General features: G+C 63.3%; 20 protein-coding genes and 1 pseudogene. 7 read left to right on the plus strand and 14 right to left on the minus strand.

Annotated features, from left to right (window positions below):
* Positions 1–24: 24 nt before the first annotated feature.
* Together C2L64_RS16545 and C2L64_RS16550 are read right to left on the minus strand one after the other, a co-directional pair.
* A complete protein-coding gene (locus tag C2L64_RS16545) occupies positions 25–234 on the minus strand; it encodes a DUF6726 family protein (protein WP_035991111.1) in 210 nt (69 codons plus the stop codon).
* A gap of 16 nt (positions 235–250) precedes the next feature.
* Positions 251–442: a hypothetical protein gene (locus tag C2L64_RS16550; RefSeq protein ID WP_007739204.1), complete on the minus strand. Its 192-nt coding sequence runs from the start codon at positions 440–442 to the stop codon at positions 251–253.
* A gap of 408 nt (positions 443–850) precedes the next feature.
* On the opposite strand from C2L64_RS16550, the gene C2L64_RS16560 reads away from it, so the two are divergent.
* Together C2L64_RS16560 and C2L64_RS16565 are read left to right on the plus strand one after the other, a co-directional pair.
* Entirely contained in the window at positions 851–1,588 is a 738-nt protein-coding gene (locus C2L64_RS16560) for a response regulator (RefSeq protein ID WP_007739205.1), read from the plus strand.
* A gap of 16 nt (positions 1,589–1,604) precedes the next feature.
* Complete coding sequence (locus C2L64_RS16565; protein ID WP_176133886.1) at positions 1,605–2,927, plus strand: ATP-binding protein; 1,323 nt, start codon at positions 1,605–1,607, stop codon at positions 2,925–2,927.
* 209 nt (positions 2,928–3,136) lie between these two features.
* Here C2L64_RS16565 and C2L64_RS54890 read toward each other — a convergent pair whose 3' ends face one another.
* On the minus strand, positions 3,137–3,463 hold the full coding sequence (locus C2L64_RS54890; RefSeq protein ID WP_244144619.1) for a tyrosine-protein phosphatase: 327 nt from the start codon (positions 3,461–3,463) through the stop codon (positions 3,137–3,139).
* Positions 3,464–3,835: 372 nt separating this feature from the next.
* Between C2L64_RS54890 and C2L64_RS16575 the strand changes: the two genes are divergently transcribed.
* Both C2L64_RS16575 and C2L64_RS16580 read left to right on the plus strand, forming a co-directional pair.
* On the plus strand, positions 3,836–5,107 hold the full coding sequence (locus tag C2L64_RS16575) for an MFS transporter (protein WP_086909810.1): 1,272 nt from the start codon (positions 3,836–3,838) through the stop codon (positions 5,105–5,107).
* Between the two features lie 7 nt (positions 5,108–5,114).
* Positions 5,115–6,383: a D-amino acid dehydrogenase gene (locus C2L64_RS16580; RefSeq protein WP_090836698.1), complete on the plus strand. Its 1,269-nt coding sequence runs from the start codon at positions 5,115–5,117 to the stop codon at positions 6,381–6,383.
* Between the two features lie 38 nt (positions 6,384–6,421).
* Here the strand turns inward: C2L64_RS16580 and thpR are convergent, their stop codons facing one another.
* Complete coding sequence (thpR, locus tag C2L64_RS16585) at positions 6,422–7,036, minus strand: RNA 2',3'-cyclic phosphodiesterase (protein ID WP_007739210.1); 615 nt, start codon at positions 7,034–7,036, stop codon at positions 6,422–6,424.
* Between the two features lie 646 nt (positions 7,037–7,682).
* On the opposite strand from thpR, the gene C2L64_RS16590 reads away from it, so the two are divergent.
* Complete coding sequence (locus C2L64_RS16590; RefSeq protein WP_090836744.1) at positions 7,683–9,005, plus strand: IS4 family transposase; 1,323 nt, start codon at positions 7,683–7,685, stop codon at positions 9,003–9,005.
* Between the two features lie 537 nt (positions 9,006–9,542).
* On the opposite strand, the gene C2L64_RS16595 is transcribed toward C2L64_RS16590, so the two are convergent.
* The 3 genes from C2L64_RS16595 to C2L64_RS16605 form a co-directional block, all read right to left on the minus strand.
* Complete coding sequence (locus C2L64_RS16595) at positions 9,543–11,009, minus strand: glutamate synthase subunit beta (protein ID WP_007585303.1); 1,467 nt, start codon at positions 11,007–11,009, stop codon at positions 9,543–9,545.
* 108 nt (positions 11,010–11,117) lie between these two features.
* Positions 11,118–15,821 carry a glutamate synthase-related protein gene (locus C2L64_RS16600; RefSeq protein WP_090836696.1) on the minus strand — a complete coding sequence of 1,568 codons (4,704 nt, stop codon included), beginning with the start codon at positions 15,819–15,821 and terminating at the stop codon, positions 11,118–11,120.
* Between the two features lie 310 nt (positions 15,822–16,131).
* Positions 16,132–16,839 carry a transposase gene (locus C2L64_RS16605; RefSeq protein ID WP_007585301.1) on the minus strand — a complete coding sequence of 236 codons (708 nt, stop codon included), beginning with the start codon at positions 16,837–16,839 and terminating at the stop codon, positions 16,132–16,134.
* Between the two features lie 187 nt (positions 16,840–17,026).
* On the opposite strand from C2L64_RS16605, the gene C2L64_RS16610 reads away from it, so the two are divergent.
* Together C2L64_RS16610 and C2L64_RS16615 are read left to right on the plus strand one after the other, a co-directional pair.
* Positions 17,027–17,749, plus strand: a complete 723-nt coding sequence (locus tag C2L64_RS16610) for an OmpW/AlkL family protein (protein ID WP_007730737.1) — start codon at positions 17,027–17,029, stop codon at positions 17,747–17,749.
* A 341-nt stretch (positions 17,750–18,090) separates the two neighbouring features.
* Positions 18,091–18,474, plus strand: a complete 384-nt coding sequence (locus tag C2L64_RS16615; protein WP_007585299.1) for a DUF883 family protein — start codon at positions 18,091–18,093, stop codon at positions 18,472–18,474.
* A gap of 211 nt (positions 18,475–18,685) precedes the next feature.
* Here the strand turns inward: C2L64_RS16615 and C2L64_RS16620 are convergent, their stop codons facing one another.
* From C2L64_RS16620 to pilM, 7 genes and pseudogenes are all read right to left on the minus strand, one after another.
* Positions 18,686–19,882 (minus strand): deoxyguanosinetriphosphate triphosphohydrolase, encoded by a 1,197-nt coding sequence (locus C2L64_RS16620; protein WP_407671771.1) that lies wholly within the window; start codon positions 19,880–19,882, stop codon positions 18,686–18,688.
* An 85-nt stretch (positions 19,883–19,967) separates the two neighbouring features.
* Positions 19,968–21,050 carry a 3-dehydroquinate synthase gene (gene aroB, locus C2L64_RS16625; RefSeq protein ID WP_090836692.1) on the minus strand — a complete coding sequence of 361 codons (1,083 nt, stop codon included), beginning with the start codon at positions 21,048–21,050 and terminating at the stop codon, positions 19,968–19,970.
* 16 nt (positions 21,051–21,066) lie between these two features.
* Positions 21,067–21,618 (minus strand): shikimate kinase, encoded by a 552-nt coding sequence (locus C2L64_RS16630; protein ID WP_079483630.1) that lies wholly within the window; start codon positions 21,616–21,618, stop codon positions 21,067–21,069.
* Between the two features lie 137 nt (positions 21,619–21,755).
* Positions 21,756–23,334: pseudogene (locus C2L64_RS16635) on the minus strand (type IV pilus secretin PilQ).
* Positions 23,331–23,945, minus strand: coding sequence for a hypothetical protein (locus C2L64_RS16640; RefSeq protein ID WP_244144620.1), 615 nt, complete (start codon positions 23,943–23,945; stop codon positions 23,331–23,333). The pseudogene C2L64_RS16635 and the gene C2L64_RS16640 overlap by 4 nt, the downstream one beginning before the upstream one ends.
* A complete protein-coding gene (locus C2L64_RS16645) occupies positions 23,936–24,370 on the minus strand; it encodes a hypothetical protein (protein WP_244144621.1) in 435 nt (144 codons plus the stop codon). Before C2L64_RS16645 ends, C2L64_RS16640 begins: the two co-directional genes overlap by 10 nt.
* Positions 24,367–25,323 carry a type IV pilus biogenesis protein PilM gene (pilM, locus tag C2L64_RS16650; RefSeq protein WP_090836690.1) on the minus strand — a complete coding sequence of 319 codons (957 nt, stop codon included), beginning with the start codon at positions 25,321–25,323 and terminating at the stop codon, positions 24,367–24,369. The genes C2L64_RS16645 and pilM overlap by 4 nt, the downstream gene beginning before the upstream one ends.
* Between the last annotated feature and the right edge of the window lie 79 nt (positions 25,324–25,402).

Here is a 25,402-nt window from a genome sequence, read left to right on the forward strand (position 1 = left end):
CCTCGCGTAACTGATGGCAGCAGCTCAGTCGATGGCTGCGGCACAGGCGTCGAACGGCGTCGCGGCCACATGGCCGACGACGGGCAGAATCTTCAGCGTCGCCGAGGTCAACCGGCACGGCAGCGCCGCGACGGCGCAACCGTCGAGCGGCAGCACCGCCGCGCCCACGGCCGACCACATCGCGAGGCGCGCGGCAGCGCGTCTTACGCGCGTGTAAAAGCGTGATTTCGGCACGGCGAACTCCGGCACGTCAGGCCGTCGTGTTGACGTGATTGCCGACCATGCCGACGGGCGACGCGGACGTTTGCGTGGCGCCCGCCTTGTCGCCCGTCGCCGTCGAGGCGGCCGTCGTGGACGTGCCGCGCGCGGACGGCTTTTCAGCAGCGGAAGGTCGGGCGATGCTTTGCAGTTGCGTGGTGAAGTGGTTGTTCTGAACAGTCATGGCAAACCTCGTGAAGTGCGAGAGTCTTCGGGATCGCCGTGCGCCCGTTCGCGAAAGCATCGCTGAGTCCGGCGCACACGGCGGCGTGTGGCGTAGCGAATGATCCCGTCTGCCTCGTTGTCACGATGGCTCAAGCAACGCACGTATTTCTGAGGTACTTACGACCGCTTGCGAATGCACGCGAAATCTTTCCAAACCCGCACAATGCAGCGGTTTTCGCTCAACATCCGGAAGGCGCGCGTGACAGAAATATTGCGGACTGCAACGCGCGCGGCGGCCCGCACCGCCCCGCCCAGCAAGGAAGGCTTGAGAAGCCGCTCGCCGCGTGCACGCTGCATGAGAGTTGGAGTAAGTGTTCGTAAGGAAAGCTTCAACCGCCGACCAGCCTTGCCGGACTAGAATTTCGGTATGAATCCACAGGTCCTCATCGTCGACGACGATCCCGTCGTGCGCGATCTGCTTTGCCGCTTCCTGCAATCGAATGGCTACGATGCATCCGTGCTGCATGACGGCACGCATCTGCAACGCCGTCTCGAACGGGAGCGGCCTTCCGTCGTGGTGCTCGACATCATGATGCCGAACACCGACGGCCTGCGCGCGCTCACCGCGTTGCGCGCCGCCGGCGACGACATTCCCGTGATCTTCGTGACGGCGCGCGGCACGGTGGCCGATCGCATCATCGGGCTGTCGCTGGGCGCCGACGACTATCTGACGAAGCCATTCGATCCACGCGAACTGCTCGCGCGCATCCAGACGGTGCTGCGCCGTCGCGGCCCGGCCACGACGAGCGCGCCGGAAGCGCGCAAGCGTTATCGCTTCGGTCCGTTCGAACTGGACTTCGCGACGCGCACGCTGTCACGCGACGAGACACGCGTCACGCTGCGCGACAGCGAATTCGCGCTGTTGAAGATCTTCGTCAACAATCCGTACAAGGTGCTGTCGCGCGTGCTGATTCACGATCTCGTGCATCGCGACGACCTGCCGTTCCGCGACCGCAGTCTCGATGTGCCTATCTGGCGTCTGCGCCGCGTGATCGAAAACGATCCGTCGAATCCGTGCTACGTGCAGACGGTACGCGGCAAGGGCTACGTGTTCGTCCCCGACGCGGACCCCAATGGCGCGCCCTTCGCCGCCGATCCCGCGTGATGCTCGCGTGACCCGCATCAGGAATCCGCTGAATACGCTGTTCGGCAGGATGGCGTTGCTGTCGTCGGCGGTGCTGTTTGCAATTCAGGCTGGCTGGTTCGTGCTGGTCGTGATGCAGCCGCCGCATCACGAGGTGGATGGCTACGCGCGCGGCATTCTGCTCGCGCTACAGGCCGCGAACGGTGAGCCCGTCAACGGCGCCGACGTCGCGCCGGCGCTGCGCGTGCATCTCGTGCCGACATGGAACATGCCGGCCACCGTCCATCTCGAACCGCCCACGCGCAGGCCGTTCGTCGAACTCACGCGCCATTTGCGCGCGAGCCTGCCCGCCGGCACCGAGATCGCCGTCGACGACACGCATATGCCGCGTCTGTGGGTGCGCTTTCCGCGCAAGTCGATGTGGGTCGTGATTCCCGTCGACGTGCCGCCGCGCCCGCGCTTCGTGATCGAATCCGTTTCGATGCTGCTTGCCGCGCTGCTGCTGTCGCTGCTCGCCGTCTGGCAGATGCAGCGGCCGCTCACGCGCGTCGCGCATGCGGCGCGCGCGTTCGGCGCAGGCAGCCGGCCCGAGCCCGTCTCCGAACAGGGCCCGCGCGAACTGCGCGATCTGATCGGCTCGTTCAACGACATGATGCGGCGCCTGAACGAAGCGGGCGACGATCAGGCCGTGATGCTCGCTGGCGTCGCGCACGATCTGAAAGCGCCGCTCACGCGCCTGAAGCTGCGCGCAAGCGTGCTCGCTGACGAGCACGAACGCGCGGGCCTGATCCGCGACGTCGATTCGCTGACGAACATCGTGCAGCAGTTTCTGGAGTTCGCGGGACAGTCGGCGGAATCAGGACCGATGACGGAAGTGGACGGTTTCCTGCGCGAGCAGTTCTCTTCCACGGACGGCAGTGAAGGCGATGAAGCTGATGAAGCTGATGAAGCCGACGATAGCGACAACGGCGAAGCACCGCTTTTCAGGCTCGATCTGCAGGCCGGTTCGCGTTTCACGCTGCCGCGCACGCTGCTCGACCGGCTCGTCACCAACCTCGTCGATAACGCGTTCGAGCATGGCGCGCCGCCCGTCGAAATCGCGACGTCGCGCGACGAACTGCAATGGTTCATCGACGTCCGCGATCATGGGCCGGGCATTCCTGAAGACCGCATCGCAGCCGCGATGAAGCCGTTCGTGCGGCTCGATGCGGCGCGCGGCGGTGAAGGGCATTGCGGGCTCGGCCTCGCGATCGTCGTGCGTCTTGCGCATCATCGCGGCGGCAAGTGCACGGTGGAGAATCACCCGGAAGGCGGACTGCATGTGCGCGTCGCGCTGCCTGTCTCCGTGCCGGAAGCTTGAGGCGATTCCAGGCCGTGAATAGCGGCGAACGCACGTTGGACACGTTACTCATGTTACGTACGCGCGGTTTGCGCTTACCTTGCCTTACGGTTGCGCCATTTCACCGCTCTGCGGACCTATAGTGCAATCCGGCGTCCTCGGCGCCTCCCTGTTCGGTCCGTCCCGCTGCCACCTGGGACGGGCCGTTTTTTCTTTGCGCGACGGAAAAGTCAGAGAAGAAGGCGGTCGCGCAACGTATCGACCGTGGATTGCGCGAGGCCAAGCCCGCGCGTGAGATAGCCCGACATCGTGCCGTAGCTGGATTGCACCTGAAGACGCGGCGTCGGCGCCTGATCCGAGCCCGCGTTGTTGCCGCCGCACGCCGTCAGCAGCGTGCTGCCCATGCCGGAGAGCAGCAGCGCGCCCGCCGTGCTCTTCAGGAAGCGGCGGCGCGACGCGAGTTGCGCTCGCGCGCGCGATGGCGCCAGCGCAATCGGCAAGGCGTAGAGATCATGCGCAGCGGCGAGTGAAATGTCCGCTTTCGCAGAGGAAGTCATTGTTGTGTCTACAAGGTGCGGCGCGAGTGCCGCGCGCAGATGCGAAAGACGCACGCGGGTCACGTGCAGGTTTGACGAACCGATCGACAGTGTAGTTAACCGTATGGGTCGATCACTTACGGCGTCGACGTGCAGTGTAATGGACGAAAACAGCTCGAAGGTTACACAGTAGCAATCAGTAAGGAATCGCAATGTGGGCGCCTCGCCCGCCGTTCCTGCCATGTGAGACGCGGGCTGAAATACGGGCGCGCTTTTTTTGCCGCGCATTGGCCTCAATCGAGGCGGACCGTAGAATACAAGCCACCTGCGGCACGCCGGACGAACATCAGAATCACAATAGCAACCCACGTACACGGGATCACAGGAGAGGGGATGGCGTCATTTCAGTGGTTTACCGAGTTGTCGACGCGCGAAAGGCGCACGCTCTACGCGGGCTTCGGCGGCTATGCCGTCGACGCGTTCGACTTCATGATCTACTCGTTCCTGATCCCGACGCTGATCGCGACGTGGGGCATGTCGAAAAGCGAAGCGGGGATGATCGCGACCAGTTCGCTGATCTCGTCGGCGATAGGCGGCTGGATGGCGGGCGTACTCGCCGACCGCTACGGCCGCATCCGCGTGCTGCAATGGACGATCGCGACCTTCGCGCTGTTCACCTGCCTGTCCGGCTTCACACACAACTTCTGGCAACTGCTGACGACGCGCACGCTGCAAGGCATCGGCTTCGGCGGCGAATGGTCGGTGGTGACGATCATGATGGCGGAGACGATCCGCTCGCCGCAGCATCGCGCGAAAGCCGTCGGCACCGTGCAGAGCAGCTGGTCGTTCGGCTGGGGCGCGGCCGCGATTCTGTACTGGGCGTTCTTTGCATTGCTGCCCGAAGAATATGCGTGGCGCGCGTGCTTCTGGATCGGCATCTTGCCCGCGCTGTGGATCATCTATATCCGCCGCAACGTCAGCGATCCCGACATTTATATCGCGACGCGCCGCGCGCGCGACAGCGGCATCGATACCTCCCACTTCCTGCAGATTTTCTCCGCAACGCACCTGAAAACGACGATCCTCGGCAGCGCGCTCTGCAGCGGCATGCTGGGCGGCTACTACGCGATCACGACCTGGCTGCCCACTTATCTGAAGACCGTGCGCCATCTGTCCGTGTTCAACACGAGCGGCTATCTGGTCGTGCTGATCGTCGGTTCGTTCATCGGGTATATCGTCGGCGCGATTCTTTCGGACCGGATCGGGCGGCGCGCGTCGTTCGTCCTGTTCGCGATCGGCTCGTTCCTGCTCGGCATGATCTACACGATGCTGCCTATCACCGATGGCGCGATGCTGCTGCTCGGTTTTCCGCTCGGCATCGTCGTGCAGGGAATATTCGCGGGCGTTGGTGCGTATCTATCTGAGCTGTATCCGAATGCGATTCGCGGCTCGGGACAGGGTTTCTGCTATAACCTCGGGCGCGGTGTCGGCTCGTTCTTTCCGATTCTGGTCGGCACGCTGTCCCAGACGATGACGCTCGTGAAGGCGATCGGCATCGTCGCGGGTTCGGGCTATCTGCTCGTCGTCGTGGCGGCGCTGGCGCTGCCTGAAACAAAGGGCAAGTCGCTTGCCGCCGAAAGCGCGGAATCGGCGGAACACGTGTAATACCACCATGCAAACGATCGTTCTCGGCGGCGGCATCATCGGTGTCGCCACCGCTTTCTGCCTGCGCGAGCGCGGCTGCGACGTCACCGTGATCGAGCGCGAATCCGACGTCGCGCTCGCGACGAGCTTCGGCAATGCGGGCGTGATCGCGCCCGGCTACGTGACGCCGTGGGCCGCGCCTGGCATGCCGGCCAAGATCCTGAAGTATCTGTTCAAGCCCGCGTCGCCGCTGATCTTCCGGCCGACGTTCGATCTCGCGCAATGGCGCTGGATCGCGCGCTGGCTGCGCGAATGCGATCTCGCGCGCTTTCGCGTCAACAAGCAGCGGATGCAGCGCATCGCGTACTACAGCCGCGAATGTCTGCGCGAGTTTCGCGGGCATCATCCGTTCGAATACGGACGCAGCCAGGGCTATCTGCAACTCTTTCGCACTGCGTTCGACGTCGAACTCGCGCAGCCCGCGCTTGCCGTGCTGCGCGACGCGGGCATCAAGCATCGCGAAGTGAGCGCGGCCGAATGCGCCGAGATCGAGCCGGGACTGCGCTGGGCGCGTCAGGCGCCGTTGAGCGGCCTCTATCTACCCGACGACGAAGCGGGCGACTGCGCGCGCTTCACGCGCGAATTGCGCGCGATCTGCGAGGCGAACGGCGTGCGCTTTCGCTTCGATACGCGCGTGACGGCGCTCGACGTGCGTGGCCGTGCGGTGCACGGCGTGCATGTCGAGAGCGCGGCGGGCAGCGAGACGCTAGTGGCGAATGCCATTGTCGTGGCGGCGGGCGTCGACAGCGCGGATCTGCTTGCGCCGCTTGGCGTGAAAGTGCCGCTATATCCCGTGAAGGGCTACTCGGCGACGCTGCAGATCGTCGACGATGAAAAGTCGCCGCGTGCCGCGTTGATGGACGAATCGCTGAAGACGGCGATCACGCGGTTCGGGCCGAATCTGCGCGTCGCGGGTACGGCCGAGCTTGGCAACCGGCAGACGACCTTGCGCGAGCAGGCGTTGCAAACGCTGATGAAAGTGCTGGACGACTGGTTCCCACATGCGACGGCGCCCTCTTCCGCACAGTTCTGGGTTGGACGCCGTCCGATGACGCCCGATGGCGCGCCGTTGCTTGGGCCGTCCGGCATTGACGGATTGTGGATCAATCTTGGACATGGCTCGACGGGCTGGGCGATGTCGCTGGGGTCGGGGCGGGTGGTCGCGGATCTGATTACGCGGCGCGAGCCGGAAATCGATCTGGATGGGTTGACGTTGGAGCGCTATCGCGGGTCGTGATTTTTGTTTGGTCTGCTGCGTTTGGTCTGCCTTGCGCGTCATGCGTAGACGACGGGCACGCTCGCCAGTGATCGATATCGCGCGCCTGTGCGAGCCAGCGTGCTCGAATAGAGCGTCAACGAGTCGAAGCGCGCGATCAGCTCGTCTTGCAAGTCCGTTGCGGGGCCGACGGCCGCCGCGTCTTGGCGGTAGCGCGCGAGCGTAACATGCGGCCGGAATGTACGGGCATCGACGGGCAGGCCGAGCGCGATCATCGACGAGCGCACGCGCCAGTCCAGTGCGATGAATTCATCGGACATGGCGAGTGTCGCCACCGTCAGGCGCGGGTGTGAGGCGCGTGGCCAATGTTCGATTTTTGTTATTGGCGTGAGCTTGAGTGGCACTGTCTCGTGCGTTAGTGATTCGATCAGCGGTGCGGCTTTTTCTTGTGGCAGTACGCCGATGAACGTTACCGTCAGGTGCAATTGTTCGTAGGGGACGCGGCGCGCAGTCGTGGGGATGTCGATGGACGATAGCGCGTCGCGGGTTGCCGTGTCGGGGACTAGCGCTATGAAGCAACGCTGGTAGTCATGCTGATCGGTCAGTTCGCTATTCGGGTCTGAGGCGGACCCTGCGCTTTCTTTTTGGTCTGGCTGCGGATCGGTGCGTTGCATTGGGGGTCTCCTGGCGCGTTCCCGCTCAGTCACACTTTATGCCTGTTCGATCGTGGTGTGGTTTGGTTTTCGTTTTTCGCTTTCGCTGGCATCGGGTCGCGACTTCGCGGCGCGGGCGGATTGGTGTTTGCCTTTGCTGCGCGGGCATCTGCCTCTTGCTTTTTGTGTGCTGGCGGCGCCGGTTGGTGTGTCTGCCTTTGCACTGGCATCCGCGTATTGCCTTCGTGCTTCAAGCGTCGCCCCTGTGCGGGGCGGCACCTACTTTTCTTTGCCGCCGCAAAGAAAAGTAGGCAAAAGAAAGCGGCTAACACCGCCAGTTCTTGTTTTTGCCCGAGGGCCCCTAACCGGTCCTACGCTGCACACGGCAGCATTTCTGTTCACGCGAGTTGCCAACGCTTCGAATGAGCGCCTCACCCGCTTCAAACACCCGTACATGGGGCTCACGGCAGCGAACGGTATGTGCCGCCCAGGTGGCAAACTATGTGTAGGTTGTCGCGTCGTATAGCTTGGCGCTCTTACATGCAGCCCTTTCAAGGTCTTTGCGCTGCAAACCTGGTAACCTGGCGAGATGTTAAGGAACGACGGGTACGAAGGGATGTTCGACGAGGTGATGAAGCGTTTCGAGCAGCAGGCACCGGTATGCGTGATGGCACGCCTGGCACTGCAGAGAGCCATCGCGCCGCAATGGATCGACGAGGTGTTCGCCGAGCACCGGCAGCGGCAATATCCACGTGAATTGCTGTTCTCGACGGTGGTTGAACTGATGACGCTGGTGTCGCTGGGACTGAGTCCGTCGCTGCACGCTGCAGCGACACAGACGAAGCCCCTGCCGGTGTCGCTGGCCGCGCTCTACGAGAAGGTCAACCGCACCGAACCCGCGATCCTGCGCGCCCTGGTACAGGGCAGCGCACAGCGTCTGGAGCCGGTGCTGGCGGCGTTGCCATGCCAGCCCAGCCTGCCCGGCTGGCGTGTGCGGGTGCTTGATGGCAATCACCTGCCGGCCAGTGAGAAACGGCTGGCGGCGTTGCGCGAGCAGCGTGGCGCGGCGTTGCCGGGGCACGCGCTGGTGGTCTACGAGCCGGATCTGGGTCTGGTCACAGATCTGGTCGCCATCGAGGATGCGCACGCGCAGGAGCGCTCGGCCATGGCCCCGCTGATTGAATGTGCCGGCGCGGGCGAATTGTGGCTGGCTGACCGGAACTTCTGCACCGGGACCATCCTGCAGGGCTGGCATCAGGCACAGGCCTGCTTCATCGTGCGCGAACACGGCCGCAACAGCCCGGCGCTTGCCAGCAGCGGGCCATGGGTGGACGGTGAACGTATCGAGACAGGTCAGGTGCGAGAGCAACGCATTGACCTGAAGGCTGGCTTCGTCTGGCGTCGCATCGAGCTGACGCTGGACAAGCCGACTGAAGCGGGCGATACCGTGATTCTGTTGTGGAGCAACCTGCCTGCCGCGGTGGGCGCACACGAGATTGCCCGGCTGTACCGCAAGCGCTGGCGTATCGAGGGCATGTTCCAGCGACTCGAGTCGGTCCTGCACAGCGAGATCCGCACCCTGGGTCATCCACGTGCCGCGCTGCTGGGCTTTACCGTCGCGGTGCTGGCGTACAACGTGCTGGCCACGCTCAAGCGCAGTGTTGAAGCTGCGCATGCCGCCGCCGATGAAACAGGTGCAGCGCCGCCGGACGTCTCGACGTATTACCTCGCCGTGCAGATTCGCAGCCAGTATGAGGGCATGCTCATCGCGCTGCCGCCAGATGAATGGTCGCACTGGAGCGATGCCACGCCCGACGGGATTACCGGCAAACTGCTCGAGCTGGCCCGCTGCGTCGACCCGATTCAGGTGCGCACACGCACGCGTGGCCCCAAGACCCGCAAACCCGCACCCTATGTCGAAGGCGCGGTAGCCCGCGCCCATCACAGTACCGCTCGCCTGCTTAAACGCGCCAAAGGCGGGACATCTTGATCAAGACCTTGAAAGGGCTGGCTCTTACATGGTGGAACGCGTGCGCTATCGGTCCGAAGTGAGGCGCGTGAGGTGCTGCGGCCTACACACAGTTTGCCACCTGGGCGGCCGTGGAGTATCTGGTACGGCACGCTGCGACGCGGGTGTGTGAAGCGGGTGAGGCGCTCATTCGAAGCGTTGGCAACGACCGCGAACAGGAAAGTTGCCGTGTGCAGCGTAGGACCGGTTAGGGGCCCTCAGGCAAGAACAGGAATGAGCGGTGTTAGCCGCTTTCTTTTGCCTACTTTTCTTTGCGGCGGCAAAGAAAAGTAGGTGCCGCCCCGCACAGGGGCGACGCTTGAAGCACGAAGGCATAACGCGGATGCCAGCGCAAAGGTGGACACACCGACCGGCGCCGCCAGCACACAAAAACCAAGAGACAGATGCCAGCGCAGCAAAGGCAAAAACCAAACCGCCCGCGCCGCGAAGGCGCCAAACCAAAAACGCCCTCGCATGCGCAAACAACTCAGCGTCGCAGACAAACCAAAACCAAAACCTTTACCTCGGCAATTCAGAATGCCCCATCAGATAAGCATCAACTGACCGCGCACACTGCCGCCCTTCGCGAATCGCCCACACTACGAGAGACTGTCCACGCCGCATATCACCCGCGGTGAACACCTTCTCGACCGACGTGTAATAAGCCTTATCGCCTTCGGTGGAAGCACGCACATTCCCACGTGCATCCTTATCAACGCCGAAGGCCTCAAGCACAGGCGAAACGGGCTGCGTAAAGCCCATAGCCAGCAACACCAGATCGGCCTTCATTTCGAATTCGGAATCGGGCACTTCGACCATCTTGCCTTCCTTCCATTCGACACGCGCCGCGATCAGCTTCTCGACCTTGCCGTTCTTGCCTTCAAAGCGCTTCGTAGCAACAGCCCAATCGCGCTCGCAGCCTTCCTCATGCGACGACGACGTGCGCAGCTTCACCGGCCAATACGGCCACACCAGCGGCTTGTTTTCCTCCTCGGGCGGCTGCGGCAGCAGTTCGAACTGCGTGACACCCTTCGCGCCATGACGGTTCGACGTGCCCACGCAATCCGAACCCGTATCGCCACCGCCGATCACGACAACATGCTTGCCCTTCGCGAGCAGCTGATCCGCAACCTTGTCGCCCGCATTGACCTTGTTCTGCTGCGGCAAAAATTCCATCGCGTAATGAATGCCCGCAAGCTCACGCCCCGGCACAGGCAAATCACGCGGCGTCTCGGAGCCGCCCGTCAGAATCACGGCATCGAACTGATCTTTCAGTTCCTCAGGCGTGATGGTTTCCTTCGCGGTGTTGCCGATGTGCACCGGAAGCGGATCCTTGCCGACGAACACGTTCGCGCGGAACGTCACGCCTTCCGCTTCCATCTGGCGCATGCGGCGGTCGATCAGCCACTTCTCCAGCTTGAAGTCGGGGATGCCGTAACGCAGCAAGCCACCGACGCGATCATTCTTCTCGAACACCGTCACGTCATGACCGACGCGCGCGAGTTGCTGCGCAGCCGCCATACCCGCCGGGCCCGAACCGACGACGGCGATCTTCTTGCCCGTCTTGTGCTTCGGCGGTTGCGGCGCGACCCAGCCTTCCGTCCACGCCTTGTCGATAATCGCGTGCTCGATCGACTTGATGCCGACCGGGTCGTCGTTGATGCCGAGCGTGCACGCCGCTTCGCACGGCGCCGGGCAGATGCGGCCCGTGAACTCGGGGAAGTTGTTCGTCGAATGCAAAACTTCGATCGCGTTCTTCCAGTCCTGACGGAACACCAGGTCGTTGAAGTCCGGGATGATGTTGTTCACCGGGCAGCCGTTGTTGCAGAACGGGATGCCGCAGTCCATGCAACGCGCGCCCTGAATCTTGGCTTCGTCGTCGGTCAATGCCGCGACGAATTCCTTGTAGTGCTTCACACGCGTGAGGGGTGCTTCGTACGCCTCGTGGCGGCGCTCGAACTCGAGAAAACCGGTTGCCTTGCCCATGTGGTTCTCTATGTCTATCTAATCGGTGAGGGGATCGGCGTCCGCCGCACGCTTTCACGCGCGCGGCTGGTGCGCTTCGTTATGTCGTCTGGTTGGGTCGGGAAACGATCAGGCCGCGAGTACTTCCTTGGCTGCCTTCTTCGCGCCCATTTCGCCCAGCGCGCGCTTGTATTCGGTCGGGAACACCTTCACGAACTGACGGCGCGACGCATCCCAGTTTTCGAGCAGCGCCTTTGCACGCGGCGAACCCGTGAACTGGAAGTGACGTTCGATGAGCCCCTTGAGCAGCGCTTCATCGGTCTGGCCGATGTGCCACAGTGCCTTGTCGACCGTGCGCTCCTGTTCGGCCTGTTGCAGCACCGGTTCGAGCGCGACCATCGACTTGTTGCACTTCGCCGCGAACGAACCGTCCACGTCGTACACGTAGGCGAGACCGCCCGACATGCCCGCCGCGAAGTTACGGCCCGTTTCGCCGAGCACGACGACCGTGCCACCCGTCATGTATTCGCAACCGTGGTCGCCCGTGCCTTCGACAACCGCCGTCGCGCCCGAGTTACGCACGCAGAAGCGCTCGCCCGCAACGCCACGGAAGAACGATTCGCCTTCGATCGCGCCGTACATCACCGTGTTGCCGCAGATGATGTTTTCTTCGGACTTGCCGCGGAAATCATTCGTGGGACGGATGATGATGCGGCCGCCCGACAGACCCTTGCCGACGTAGTCGTTGCCGTCGCCGACCAGATCCAGCGTGATGCCCTTCGCGAGGAACGCGCCGAAGCTCTGGCCCGCCGTGCCCTTCAACTGGATGTGAATCGCGTCGTCGGGCAGACCGTCGTGGCCATACTTCTTCGCGATCGTGCCGGACAGCATCGCGCCGACCGTACGGTTCACGTTGCGCACCGGCTGGATGAACGACACGTGCTCGCCCTTCTCGATCGCCGCCTTCGCCTTCTCGATCAGCACGTGATCGAGCGCGCGGTCGAGGCCGTGATCCTGCGAATCGACGTGCATGCGCGCGACGCTCGCGGGGACGCTCGGCTGGTAGAACACGCGCGAGAAGTCCAGACCCTTCGCCTTCCAGTGCTCGATGCCCTTCTTCATATCGAGGAATTCGCTGTGGCCGATCAGGTCGTTGAACTTGCGTACACCCAGTTGCGCCATGATTTCGCGCACTTCCTCAGCGATGAAGAAGAAGAAGTTCACGACGTGTTCCGGCTGGCCCTGGAATTTCGCGCGCAGCACGGGGTCTTGCGTCGCGACGCCGACCGGGCACGTGTTCAGATGGCACTTGCGCATCATGATGCAGCCTTCGACGACCAGCGGCGCCGTCGCGAAACCGAATTCGTCCGCGCCGAGCAGCGCGCCGATCACGACGTCGCGGCCCGTCTTCATCTGACCGTCGGCCTGCACGCGGATACGGCCGCGCAACTGGTTCAGCACCAGCGTCTGCTGCGTTTCCGCGAGGCCCAGTTCCCACGGCGTGCCGGCGTGCTTCACCGACGACAGCGGCGATGCGCCCGTGCCGCCATCGTGGCCGGCGATCACGACGTGATCGGCCTTCGCCTTCGCGACACCCGCAGCAACCGTACCGACGCCCACTTCCGACACCAGCTTCACCGAGATGCTCGCCGCCGAATTCGCGTTCTTCAGATCGTGAATGAGCTGCGCGAGGTCTTCGATCGAATAGATGTCGTGGTGCGGCGGCGGCGAGATCAGGCCGACGCCCGGCACCGAGTAACGCAGCTTGCCGATGTACTCGGACACCTTGTGACCCGGCAACTGACCGCCTTCGCCCGGCTTCGCGCCCTGCGCCATCTTGATCTGGATCTGGTCCGCGGAAGCAAGATACTCCGCCGTCACGCCGAAACGGCCCGACGCGACCTGCTTGATCTTCGAGCGCAGCGAATCGCCTTCCTTCAGCGGGATGTCGGTCACGACTTCATCGCCGAGGATGGTCTTCATCGTGTCGCCATTCTTGATCGGAATGCCGCGCAGTTCGTTGCGATAGCGGTTCTCGTCTTCGCCGCCTTCACCCGTGTTCGACTTGCCGCCGATACGGTTCATCGCGACCGCGAGCGTGGCGTGCGCTTCCGTCGAGATCGAGCCGAGCGACATCGCGCCCGTTGCAAAGCGCTTGACAATGTCCTTCGCCGATTCGACTTCGTCGAGCGGAATCGCCTTCGACGGATCGACCTTGAATTCGAACAGGCCGCGGAACGTCATGTGACGCTTCGTCTGATCGTTGATCAGATGCGCGTATTCCTTGTACGTCTGATACGAGTTGCTGCGCGCCGAGTGTTGCAGCTTCGCGATCGCATCGGGCGTCCACATGTGGTCTTCGCCGCGCACGCGGTACGCGTATTCGCCGCCCGCGTCGAGCATGTTGGCGAGAACCGGGTTGTCGCCGAACGCGTCGCGGTGCAGACGGATCGCTTCTTCAGCCACTTCGAACAGGCCAATGCCGCCGACCTTCGACGCCGTACCCTTGAAGTACTTGCTCACGAGATCTTCAGCGAGACCGATTGCCTCGAAAATCTGCGCGCCCGTGTACGACATGTACGTCGAAATGCCCATCTTCGACATGACCTTGTACAGGCCCTTGCCGACTGCCTTCGTGAAGTTGTAGACGGCCTTTTCCGCCGACAGGTCGCCCTTCATGCCCACTGCCATCTGCGCGAGCGTTTCCATCGCGAGGTACGGGTGAACGGCTTCCGCGCCGAAGCCCGCGAGCAGCGCGAAGTGGTGCGTCTCACGCGCCGAGCCCGTTTCGACGACGAGGCCCGTGCTCGTGCGCAGACCCTGCTGCACGAGGTGTGAGTGAATCGCCGACGTGGCCAGCAGCGCCGGAATCGCGACGTTGTCGCGGTCGGTCTTGCGGTCCGACACGATCAGCATGTTGTAGCCGGACTTGACGGCGTCGACGGCTTCCGCGCACAGCGACGCGAGGCGCGCTTCGATGCCTTCCTTGCCCCACGCGACCGGGTAGCAGATGTTCAGTTCGTACGAGCTGAATTTGCCGCCCGTGTACTGATCGATCGCGCGGATCTTCGCGATGTCCTTGAAGTCGAGCACCGGCTGCGACACTTCGAGACGCATCGGCGGGTTGATGTTGTTCGTGTCGAGCAGGTTCGGCTTCGGGCCGACGAACGACACCAGCGACATCACCATGTTTTCACGGATCGGGTCGATGGGCGGGTTCGTGACCTGCGCGAACAGCTGCTTGAAGTAGTGATAGAGCGTCTTGTTCTTGTTGGACATGACGGCCAGCGGCGAGTCGTTGCCCATCGAGCCAACTGCTTCTTCGCCTGCCTGCGCCATTGGCGCCATCAGGAACTTGAGGTCTTCCTGTGTGTAGCCGAATGCCTGCTGGCGATCGAGCAGCGCAGCCGCTTCACGGCGCTCCGTGACGACGTCTTCCGCGTTCGGCTCGATTTCGTCGAGCTTGATGCGCACGGCGTCGATCCAGCTCTTGTACGGCTTGGCGTTCGCGAGGTTGTCCTTCAGTTCCTTGTCGTCGATGATGCGGCCGTGCTCCATGTCGATCAGGAACATCTTGCCCGGCTGCAGACGCCACTTCTTGACGATCTTCGATTCGGGAATGAGCAGCGTGCCCGCTTCCGACGCCATGATGACGAGGTCGTCGTCGGTGACGATGTAGCGCGCCGGACGCAGACCGTTACGGTCGAGCGTCGCGCCGATCTGGCGGCCGTCGGTGAACGCAATCGCAGCGGGGCCGTCCCACGGCTCCATCATCGCGGCGTGGTATTCGTAGAACGCGCGGCGGTTGTCGTCCATCAGCGTGTGCTGTTCCCATGCTTCGGGAATCATCATCATCACCGCGTGGACGAGCGGGTAGCCGGCCATCACGAGCAGTTCGAGACAGTTGTCGAACGACGCCGTGTCCGATTGGCCCGGATAGATCAGCGGCCACAGCTTCGGCAGATCGTCGCCGAGCACGTGCGAGGCGATCGCGCCCGTACGCGCGTTCAGCCAGTTGACGTTGCCCTTCACCGTGTTGATTTCGCCGTTGTGGGCGATCATCCGGTACGGGTGAGCCAGCTCCCACGCCGGGAACGTGTTGGTCGAGAAGCGCTGGTGCACGAGCGCCAACGCCGACACGACGCGCTCGTCCTGCAGGTCGCGGTAGTACACGCCGACCTGGCCTGCCAGCAGCAGACCCTTGTAGACTACCGTGCGCGCCGACATCGACGGCACGAAGTATTCCTTGCCGTGCTTGAGCTTGAGCGCCTGGATGCGGTGGCTCGCCGTCTTGCGGATCACGTACAGCTTCCGCTCCAGCGCGTCCGTCACCATGATGTCCTTGCCGCGTCCGATGAAGATCTGGCGGATCAGCGGCTCGCTCGCCTTCACAGTCGGCGAAATCGGCATGGTGTGGTCGGCGGGCACGTCGCGCCAGCCCAGCACGACCTGGCCTTCGGCCTTCACCGTGCGCTCCAGTTCCTGTTCGCAAGCGAGACGCGACGCGTGTTCCTTCGGCAGGAAGATCATGCCGACGCCGTATTCGCCCTCGGGCGGCAGCGTCACGCCCTGCTTGGCCATTTCCTCGCGGTAGAACGAGTCCGGAATCTGGATCAGGATGCCCGCGCCGTCGCCCATCAGCGGATCGGCGCCGACGGCGCCCCGGTGATCGAGGTTCTCGAGAATCTTCAGGCCCTGCTGGATGATTTCGTGGCTTTTCTTGCCCTTGATATGCGCAACGAAGCCGACGCCGCATGCGTCGTGCTCGTTTGCCGGGTCATATAGACCTTGCGCGGCGGGAACCGTGGAAAGCGGCTGCTGATGGTCGTTCATGGGGACACCGTCTGTCAGGGGCCGTGGGGCCGTTGAACCATTTTGTTTTAGCCCGCGGTGCGGACTTCGACCGCGCGGGCGGCCGCGGACGCGCGATATTGCAGTTGCACATCGGGACGCCGGAAATCGGAATATACGCGACGAATCAAAGGAATAGCAAACAAAATATAATGGTCGAGCCCCTATTATCAATATGGTGCATTTTTCGCCCCATTAATTGGCTCCACATCAAAACGGGGCAAAAGAAAACGGCATGCGTGGATGCCGTTCGCTTTCTACTTTCGCCAGCAAGTCATTGAGCACAAAGGCCTTATTGGGTTTGTGGCGTCTCCCGGACCTTGCGCGGCCGGCCCCTGGGCAAGGGCGAGACGCGCCGGTTCGCAGCCCGCGCCGCCCACTCCCGATACGAATCGCTACCGAGCACCCAGCCCTTCAACGTGGCCTGCTGAAGCTGGCTGGCTTCGCGTTCGTCGAGCGGCTGCTCGCACAATTCGCGGTACGCGCGCTGCCGTTCGAACGGCGTATTGCCGAGCGACCAGTACAAACGATGATCAGTGATCAAACTGTCTAAGGTCAGGCCGATGTGATGCCGATAACTGGACCATCGGTAGTCTTCCGGTGCGCTCGCCAGCTGGTTGCGCACCGGCGACATTTCGACGACGCGGCTCGCGAGCAGGAAGTACTTCTCGCCTTCGATCACCGTCGCGCGATAGCGGCCTTCCCACAACGTGCCGCGCCGCGAGTAACGGCGATTGAAGTGCGCGACGTAACGCCGCCCGACGGCCTGCATCGCCTTGGGCAGGCTCGATTCGTCGGTGGGCGTGACGAGCAACTGCACCGCGCCGGGCATCAGCGCGTATGCATGAACGGACAGATGGTGATCGCGTGAAGCCGCCTTCAGGCAATCGATGAACAGTTCGTAATCCTGGTCGTCCACGAATGCGGGCTGCTGGTCGAGTCCGCGCAGGATCACGTGTTGCGGCTGGTCAGGGACATAAAGACGTGCAAGCCGTGCCATGCTGGATTATCCAAAGTCGCGTTGGTACATACCCGAAGGTCCGAAAAACTGCGTCGGCGCGGCCTCACGCGCCAAACGGGTCTGCCGGAAAACGGCATAAAGCCTAGGCAGAACGCTCTAGCCGGCGCGTATGGTTTGTTTGAAACGTTGTGGTCATAATTGGCGGGCCTTTTTTGGAGGAGCACAAATGAAATTAAAACAGGCCTTGGGGGTCGCGGCACTCGCTTGCATAACAACCACAGCGCACGCGCAATCGGCCGGCAGTTTCTTCGTTACAACAGGATGGTTCCATCTCGCGCCTCAGTCCAGTAGTGACCCGTTGAGAGAGACAAACGTCAACGGTACGCCCGTCAACATCACCGTGCCCAACACGGGCGCCGAACTCGGCAGCGGCGACACCGTCGGTTTCACCGGCGGCTATTTCGTCACCGACCATATCGCCACAGAATTCGTGATCGGCGTGCCACCGCAATTCGACCTGAAGGGCACGGGCGCATTCCAGCAATATGGCAAGCTCGGCTCAGCGAAACAATGGAGCCCGACGCTGCTGTTCAAGTACTACTTCAACCAGCCGCAAGCGAAGTTCCGTCCGTATCTGGGCCTGGGCGTGAGCCGCGTCTCGTTCACCGATGAGCACATCACGAACGGCGCCTTCGAGCGCAACGTACTTCATGGTCCGACCACAGTCACGACGGATAGTTCGTGGGAGCCCGTGTTTAATGCCGGCTTCACGTACGCGTTCACCGACCACTGGTTCGCGGGCTTCTCGATCTCGTATCTGCCGCTCTCGACGACCGCCAAGCTGAACACCCAGGCGCAGACGCCGATCGGTACCGTCAACGTGCAATCGGAAACGAAGATTCGTCTGAACCCGATCGTCACGTACGTGAACCTCGGTTACCGGTTCTAACACAACAGCGTAGACGAGATTTTCGGGGTTGAACAACGCCGATGTGCAAAAGCGCGTCGGCGTTGTTCGATGCGTTCACGATACCTGTATGTGCATGCCTTCGTCTCCGGCGTATCGCGACATCATTCCGGCCATACACGCCGCCCGGCGCGAGTCGGCCATTGTAAATTTGACTGAAACATGCACGCCAGCGGTGCAATTTCTGCCGCATGCGGCATGCATCGGTCCAATGGGAACGTCGGTGCGAATCATGTCGCAGGGCGGGCATCGAAGTTGCGTCAGAGGAAACTTCCCGCGCTGTGTTGCGGGGATATTCAACTACCCTCATCGACGGAGCGACCATGACTGCACTTCCTAACACGCGAGATGCCCTGGGCGAATCCTGGACCACGGCTGGCCGTCGTGCGCGGCGCATTGCGCGCCACAGTCGACACGCGGCTGAAGATATTGCAAGCGAACTGCGCACATTGATGACCGAACTCGAGAACACGCTCGGAGACGGCACGCAAGCCGACGCCACGGTGCTGCGCACGCAGATGCGCAAGCGTCTCGACGAAGCGCGCACACGTCTGAACGACACACGCGATGCGATGCGCGAGCGCGCCGAAGCGGCATTGCACGGTGCCGACGATTACATCCATGAAAATCCGTGGCGGACGCTCGCCATTGTTGGTGGCGTTGCGCTGATCGCAGGCGCCTTGATTGCGCGAGGCGGTTCACGCTGACGCACAGGGCGTCGGGCTGGGCAAGCGGCCAGCCCGCGGCGGCTGGACCTCGGATCGCTGTGTAAGACGGACGCGGCGCGTGTTTGCGCGCCGCTTCCTCAGTTATCTCGAGGCGAGCGTCGGACCGTTCGTGCGCGGTTGCGCCGTTGCGCAGACTGTTGACCTCGCGGGTTGCGCGGTTTAGAGGTGGGATCTCCCGCGCATCACCGCATCAATCGCCATCGACGATAAACAGCCGCTGGTATTCCTTCGACGCGTACCGGTCCGTCATGCCCGCGATGTAATGCGCGATGAGACGTGGCTGCTTCGCTGCGTCTGTCGTTTGGTAAGCGGGCGGCAGCAGGCGAGGATCGTTGATGAACGCGTCGAACAAACCGGCGATCACGCGCTGCGCCTTGTTTGCCATCCGCATCACGCGATAGTGGCGGTACAGGTTCTTGAACAGAAACCGCTTGAGTTCCGTCGCTTGCGCAGCGACGGCGTCGCTGTGCGCGACCAGCGGCGGCGCGCGGCGCACGTCGTCCAGCGACCCGGGCGCATGCCGCGCAATGTTGCGCGTGGTCGTGTCGATCAGATCGACGATTAGCGTGTTGATGATTCGCCGCACGATCTCGTGAATCAGCCGGCGTCCCTCGATCTGCGGATAGTCGCGCCGCGCTGCGTCGTAATGCGTGTGCCATAGCTCGACTTCGGCGAGCTGATCGATTGTGAGCAATCCCGAGCGCAGACCGTCGTCCACGTCGTGATTGTTGTATGCGATTTCGTCGGCGAGATTGGCGATCTGCGCTTCGATCGACGGTTGCCGCCCTTGCAAAAAACGCTCGCCCAGTTCGCCGAGACGCCGCGCGTTTTCGCGCGAGCAATGCTTGAGGATGCCTTCGCGCGTTTCGAAGCACAGATTCAGGCCGTCGAATGCGCCGTAATGCTCTTCTAGATCGTCGACGACGGCGAGACTTTGCAGATTGTGCTCGAAGCCGCCGTAGTCGCGCATGCATTCATTGAGCGCGTCCTGCCCTGCATGGCCGAACGGCGTGTGCCCGAGATCGTGCGCCAGAGAAATCGCTTCGACGAGATCTTCGTTCACGCGCAAATTGCGCGCGACAGAACGCGCGATCTGCGCGACTTCGAGACTGTGCGTGAGCCGTGTGCGGAACAGATCGCCCTCGTGATTCACGAAGACCTGCGTCTTGTACTCGAGCCTTCGGAAAGCGGTCGAATGGACGATGCGGTCGCGGTCGCGCTGAAATTCGGTGCGCGCGCTTGGCGGCGCTTCGTGATGGCGCCGGCCGCGCGATTGCGAAGAATGCGCGGCGTACGGCGCGAGATGCGCTTCGAGCGCGGCGATGGTGGGCAGCGATACGACGCCTGTAGTGGGCGTCACAGAAGCGGCGTCGAGTGATTCGCTCAGATGGTCGCTGCGTATTTCACTCACCGATATCTCCCAATCAGATGCGACGGCCGCTGTGCGCTGTGTCAGGCCGCTTCGCGTCGCGTCAGGTGCCGACGCTGGCGTCGAGGGTTTCGAGCACCGCCTCGTCGGGGGCGCGGGTGATCAGTGTGTCGCCGAAACGCTTCAGCAGGATGAACTTGATTTCGCCCGCTTCCGCCTTCTTGTCGACGCGCATCAGATCGACGTAACGCGCCGCGCCGAGCGTAGGCGCCTGAGTAGGCAGATGCGCAGCCTCGATGACGGCAACGAGCCGCTTGCGCGCGGCTTCGTCCAGATGGCCGAGTCGCACGGACAGGTCCGCCGCCATCACCATCCCGCAGCCCACCGCTTCGCCGTGCAGCCACTCGCCATAGCCGAGACCCGCTTCGATCGCGTGACCGAACGTGTGGCCAAAGTTGAGGATTGCGCGCAGACCGCCTTCGCGCTCGTCCTTAGCCACCACGGAAGCCTTGATCTCACACGACCGCTTGACCGCTTCGGCGAGCGCTTGCGGCTCGCAGCGGTTGAGCGCTTCGATGTTCGCTTCGATCCAGTCGAAAAACGTTGCGTCGGCAATCGCGCCCGTCTTGATGACTTCCGCAATCCCCGCCGCCAGTTCGCGCGGCGGCAGCGTGCGCAGCGCGCCGATATCGGCGATCACCGCTTGCGGCTGGTAAAACGCGCCGATCATGTTCTTGCCGAGCGGATGGTTGATGCCCGTCTTGCCGCCAACCGACGAATCGACCTGCGACAACAGCGTGGTCGGCACCTGGATGAACGGCACGCCGCGCATGTAGCAAGCGGCCGCGAAACCCGTCATGTCGCCGATCACGCCGCCGCCGAGCGCGATCAGCGTGGTCTTGCGATCGGCCCGCGCGCCAAGCAGCGCGTCGAAGATCAGATTCAGCGTTTCCCAATTCTTGTGCGCCTCGCCGTCGGGCAACACGACCGTCGTCACGTCCTTGCCGAGCGGCGCGAGCGCCTTGCGCAAGGTGTCGCCGTACAAGGGATCGACCGTCGTGTTGGTGACGATCGTCACCGACGCGCCGCGAATATGCGGCGCGAACAGCTCGCTTTTGCCGATCAGATCGGCGCCGATATGAATGGGATAGGCGCGTTCGCCCAGTTCGACGTTGACGGTAATCATGGAAGTCATCTCGTCATTATGACGCAGTAGGCCTGGCGACGCCCGCCATCTCGAGCTGCATCAGCACCATGTTGACGAGCCCGTTGACGGACGGACGGCCCGTTTCGATCACGAAATCGGCGCATTCGCGGTAGAGCGGATCACGCACTTCATAGAGCGCTTCGAGGCGCCCTTTCGGGTCCTCGGTCTGCAGAAGCGGCCGGTTCTTGTCGCGGCGCGTGCGCAGCCAGAGATCGTGCGGATTGGCGCGCAGATAGACGACGATGCCGTGTGCGCGCAGCGCGTCGCGGTTTTCCGGGCGCAAGACCGCGCCGCCGCCCGTGGCGAGCACAATGCTTTCGCGCCCGGTAAGGTCGGCGATCACTTGCGCCTCGCGTTCGCGAAAGCCCGATTCGCCTTCGAGTTCGAAGATCACCGGGATGCGCGCGCCCGTGCGCACCTCGATTTCATGATCGGAGTCGAAGAACGGGCGATCCAGCCGGCGCGCCACGGCCCGGCCCACGGTGGTCTTGCCTGCCCCCATGAGCCCTACAAAAAAAACGTTGGCGTGTGCGTCCCGCGGTTGCAACTTATCCTCTGGCTAATCCGGTGTAGTTCGTGCGGCAGCTTACTGGCAAAGCGCCTGACTTGTCGAGCCTGACGGCCGGCGCGGCTGCCGCCGATCATGCTTTCGGCCCCCGCCCATGGCAATTTCCCGACGATCCGTCAATTTGTCTGCACAACCCTCGGCGTGATGAAAACGACGAGTTCGCTGGTCAGATCGCGGTGGGCGCGATGCCGAAAAAGCGCGCCCAAAAGCGGTATTTTGCCCAGGAGCGGCACGCGCGTCACATCATCGCGGTCGTCCGACTCGTAGATTCCGCCAATCGACACCGTCCCGCCGTCTTCCACCTCGACGCGCGTCTGCACATGTTTGGTGTTGATGGCGGGCCGCGACGCCGTCTGCTCGCCGACACTGTCCTTCGCGACGTCGAGATCCAGCACGACCCGTCCGTCCGGCGTGATTTGCGGCTCGACCTCCAGTTTGAGGCTGGCGCGGCGAAACTGCACGCCCGACAAGCCCTGCCCGACTTTCGCCTGATACGGCAGCTCGGTGCCCTGCTCGACGATCGCCTTCATCCGGTCCGCCGTCACCACCCGCGGGACACGATCCTCCCGAGCCCTTCCGCTTCGAGTGCGCTCAGTTCGATGTTCACCAGGCGCGTCGCCTGCGCGGCGAACAGCGTGAAGCCCGCCGTGGCCGCGTCGAAGCCCGAAATTGGCCGCGCCGACAGATCGAAGATCGCGCCGTCCTTGCCGCCGACGACGCCTGTCGCCTTGCCGTCCTCGTTCGTGGCGAGCATCGATAGCTTCACGCCGAGATTGCGCGAAAAGCCCTTCTCCGCTTCGACGATGCGGGCTTCGATCAGCACCTGACGCGTCGGCCGGTCGAGCGATGCGATCAGTTCCGCGATCTGCGCGAGGCGCGCGTCGAGATCGGTGACGAACAGCAGATTGGTGCGCGGGTCGGCCATCGCCGCGCCGCGCTTGGACAACACACGCTGATTGCCCGATGCCGTCAGCAGTTTGCGCAGTTCTTCTGCGTGCGCGTAGTGCAGCTCGAAAGTGCGGCTGGCGAGCGGCTCGAGTTCGGCGGCACGGGCGTGCGCCTCGAAGCGCTGACGCTCGCGCGCCGCCAGTTCGGACAGCGGCGCCACCCAGATCACGTTGCTGCGCTGTTCCATCGCGAGGCCGTTGACGTCGAGCAGCGTATCGAACGCGGCGCGCCACGGTACGTTGTCCAGATGCAGCGTGACCGCGCCGCGCGCCTTGTCGCTGGCGACGATATTCAGGCCGGTGAACTTCGCGAACGCGCCCAGCACGGCACCCAGTTCGGCGTGCTGGAAATGCAGCGTGATCGGCATGTCGGCGGGAAACGACGGCGAGGCGTTCGTGCTCAGACGCGCGGCGGGCGCGAGCGGGACGGGCGGGCCTTCGAGCGCATCCGTGCGCGCTTCGCCTGGCGTTTCGGTTCGGCTTCGTTGCGTGCGGTGGAAGACGGTTGCGCCGCATCCGCCGATGCGTCTGCGTCGCGCCCCGGCGCGGCGGCTTCGTCGGTTCCATCCGGCGTGAACGGATTGGCGACGTCCGTCGTAACCACGCGAGGCAACGGCGGCCTGCCGGCGGGCGTAAGCGCGTCGTCGAACGGCATGTCGGCGGGAAGCGGCGGCAACGATGCACGCGCCGCCATGGCGACGAAAGCAGCACACACGAGCATCGAACGCATGACGTTGAGCCGCATCATTCGACAGCCTCCGCGAGCGTCAGCGAATACACGCTGCCATCGCGCTTTGCAAGCGTGGGGGCGCGTGCGTCGACATGCGCAACCCGCTCGTCGCCCCACCGCTGTCCTGGTTCGAGCGTCTCTGCGTTGTCGCCCGTTTCGATCAGCGCGAGACCGCGCAGGCGGTCGGCCAGAAGCCCGACCAGCCGCATCGATGACGAAGCGTTCTCCAGGGCCGACGCTAACGCCGCAGGTTGAAACGGATCGTAGAAGACGATCTCTTCGTCAGGATCGAACGCGTCAGGGTCATCACGCACCGTTCGACACGCGGCATTCCGCACGGGATGAACCGCGCTGAACGAATGCAGCGTCGCGTTGATTGACAAGGCCTCGCCCTGACGCTTGAGCATCACTTCTTCAGGCACGACGAGGACCGGCAAACTCGCAAGCCCTTCCCAAAAATCGGCGACATGGTCGAAGTCGGCTTGAGCCGTCACGTGCAGCGGACGCATGGCGTCGAGTCCACTGCCCGTGACGACGCCCGGCTCGATTACGAGCAACGTCACGTCGTTGCGTGCCGCGAGCTGCGAAATCACGCGTATGTCGTCGGCCGAGGTCCAGTTCAAAGGCATCGGCGCGACGCTGCATGATCGGAAGACGCGGCAAGCAGTTCCGTATCGCGCCCGCGTTGCCGCAACTGCCTGACGACGACAGCCTCGGACGACTCCCGGCTCAACGCATCGAGCAGATCGAGCAAGTGCATGAGCGGTTCGGAAAGCGTCGCGGCGTGCTCGCTCCTCAGGCGCTCGTCGCGTGCCTCACCGACAAGCCGTGTGTGCTCGGCAAGCGGTGGTGCCAGCACAGCAAGGCGTTGCCCGATCGCCGCGCGCTCTCTGTCGATACGCGCCCGTTCGAACGCCTGCCACGTCATCAGCAACGCCACAGCGGCGCAACCACACAGCGTCGCACTCGTCCATTCGACATAGCGGCGCCGACGCGCGAGCCGCGCATCGCGCTGCCGGTGCGGCAACAGATTGAAACCGTGGGCGAAGGTCATTGCGTAATGCCGCGCAATGCAAGACCGAACGCAACCGCGAACGAAGGCTCATGCAACAGATCCGAGTCGGGTATCACGTTGCCGTCGCTGAGCGACGAACAATCGAACGGCAACACGGAACAGTCCAGCACATCACCGATATCGGCAAGCGAAAAGCACACGCCTTCGAGCAGTTCGATTTCGCCGCCCACCAGCGCGCACACGTTCAGGTTGTTTTCCGCGAGATCGCGCAACGCGTCGGCGACGCACGAATATTCGGGCGATGGATAACGGATTTCTTCCGCGATTGTTTCCCCTTCGACGCGCCAGCCGTACACGCCATCGCTGCCGATCCAGATCGCCGCATACGGTTCGTGCAGTTCGAGTTCGAAGGTCGCCGCGTGACGCAGCGCGCGCAACGCCGCATGCGGCTCGACGTCGACGGTTGTCAGCGTCACGCCCGCCATCGCTGCGCTTTCGATGCGTGCTTCGAGATGCTCGCGCGCCGTCGCGGCAATCGACACCGTGCGAAGATGCGGCGGCGACTCGTCGACATACCAGTCGACGGCGAGCGCATGACGCTCGATGCCCGCGACGCGCTCGGCTTCCATCAGCACCGTAGGCTCGATTGACGCGGCTGAACCATGCGGGCTGCTCGCGTGGTTAACGGGCAGATGCGCCGTGAAGGTCGCGGAACCCGGAATCGCCATTGCGCAACGCAGTGCCGCCGACATGCATTGCTGGGGCACATGGCAGAATGCCTCGGACAACGCGCGCGCCACCGCTTGCCGGTCCACGATCTCCGCGCCTGCCATCGCGCCCGGCGCGAGTGGCTCCAAAGCAATGCCGATGCGCACGGGTCCCATCTTTCGCGCGCTGCAGCTCAGCGCCACGATCCTCACCGCTTGCACGCCGACATCGATGCCGACTGCCTGACGCCGCATTGCCATTCGAAACGAGTGTTTCAACGCCATTCCTTCCTCCCTCAGATACCAACGGAAACTGAAGGCCCGCGGCTTCCAGAGAACGCGGGCAACGGAAGGCATTCTGCGC

Source organism: Paraburkholderia hospita, assembly GCF_002902965.1.
Taxonomy (GTDB): Bacteria; Pseudomonadota; Gammaproteobacteria; order Burkholderiales; family Burkholderiaceae; genus Paraburkholderia; species Paraburkholderia hospita.